The 1,449-nt window shown below is 56.0% G+C and carries 1 protein-coding gene; it reads right to left on the bottom strand.

Annotated elements, in window-relative coordinates; all coding sequences use genetic code 11:
- Positions 1 to 65: 65 nt before the first annotated feature.
- The gene (gene arsJ, locus ACOCD2_RS19810) at positions 66 to 1,289 is read right to left on the bottom strand and encodes an organoarsenical effux MFS transporter ArsJ (protein ID WP_293650000.1); all 1,224 of its coding nucleotides are present in this window, start codon (positions 1,287 to 1,289) and stop codon (positions 66 to 68) included.
- Positions 1,290 to 1,449: the final 160 nt, after the last annotated feature.

Genomic DNA, 1,449 nt, shown 5'->3' with positions numbered 1-1,449 from the left:
CTAATACCAACGAAAGATTACATCAATGTTATATTGACTGCAGCGAATATGGTATATGAGATATATCAAGCTGTTCGTATGGTGTTTTCCTCTTCAGGTATTTCCGGTAAGGCCAGGGAAAGGATCGCCGCTGTAAGGACAAATCCCGTGGACCACCACAGGCAGCCCTCCAGTCCCCAGACCTGATAGGCCCAGCCGGACAGCACCGTGCCTGCCAGGCGGCCGCCAGCGTTGGCCATGTAGTAAAACCCTACATTCATGGCCACCTTGTCGTGGGAGGAATAGGCCAGGATCAGGTAGGAATGCACAGCGGAATTGATGGCGAACACGATACCGAACAGGATCAGGCCGGTTATGATTACCATGTCCGCCGGCCAGCCCCATGCCAGACCCAAGGCAATGCCAGCGGGAAAAACCGCCAGCGCGAAAGCCCAGAAGCGTGCCGTACCGCCGCCGGGGCCTCTGCCGTGATGACTTCGGCCAATCAGTTTGGGAGCGCTGGCCTGGATGAAACCATAGCCGATGACCCACAGTGCGAGAAAAGCGCTCACTTCCATGAAGTCCCATTTCAATACATCGTAGAGAAACACCGGCAACCCCACCACGAACCACACATCCCGGGAGCCAAACAGAAAGAAGCGTGCGGCCGACAGCCAGTTGATGGCAGGCACTTTGGAGAACACCTGGCTGAACTTGGGTTTGGATTTCATCTTACCGACACCCGAGGGCAGCATGATGGCGGTGATGATGAGTACTACCAGCAGCATGCCCGCCAGCACCAGCAGTGCGGCGCGGAAGCCTATCCACTGCAGCAGTGCAGCGCCGATGAAGAAACCACCGCCCTTGAGAGCATTCTTGGAACCGGTGAGTATCGCCACCCATTTGAACAGCTGGCTGCTTGAATCGCTGCTGACCAGGGTTTTCACCGAGGCCTTGGCGGACATCTTGTTCAGGTCTTTGGCAATGCCCGAGAGCGCCTGTGCGAACATTACATAAGGTACAGAGAGCCAGGCATCGGGCACTGCCAGCATGGCCAGGGCGATAACCTGCATGCCCATGCCGATGTGCATGGTCAGATTCAGTCCGATACGCGCCCCCAGCCAGCCGCCCACCAGGTTTGTGACGATGCCAAAGAACTCATAGAACAGGAACAGCATGGCTACTTCGAAAGGTGAGTAACCCAGCAGATGAAAGTACAGCACCACCAGCATGCGGATGGCACCATCGGTGATGGTAAAGGCCCAGTAACCGCCAGTGACGGTAAGATAGTTGCGCAGGTCAGGCGCCATCATGGGGAATGGATATGTCTGTAGCACCCTCTCCCCTTGGGAGGGTGTCGTAAAAGCCTGTTCCCATGCACCTATGAAGCCCCCATTCCTTCGAGAAACCGAGGGATGGGTGCAAGGTGGATTTTATTGAAAAGAGAACGGGTCACCCGTGGAATCCGCC

This window comes from Thiolapillus sp. (genome assembly GCF_048562965.1).
Classification (GTDB): domain Bacteria; phylum Pseudomonadota; class Gammaproteobacteria; order Chromatiales; family Chromatiaceae; genus Thiolapillus; species Thiolapillus brandeum_A.
Note: the sequence above shows the minus strand (reverse complement) of the source record. Positions and strands in the feature narration are given on the sequence as shown.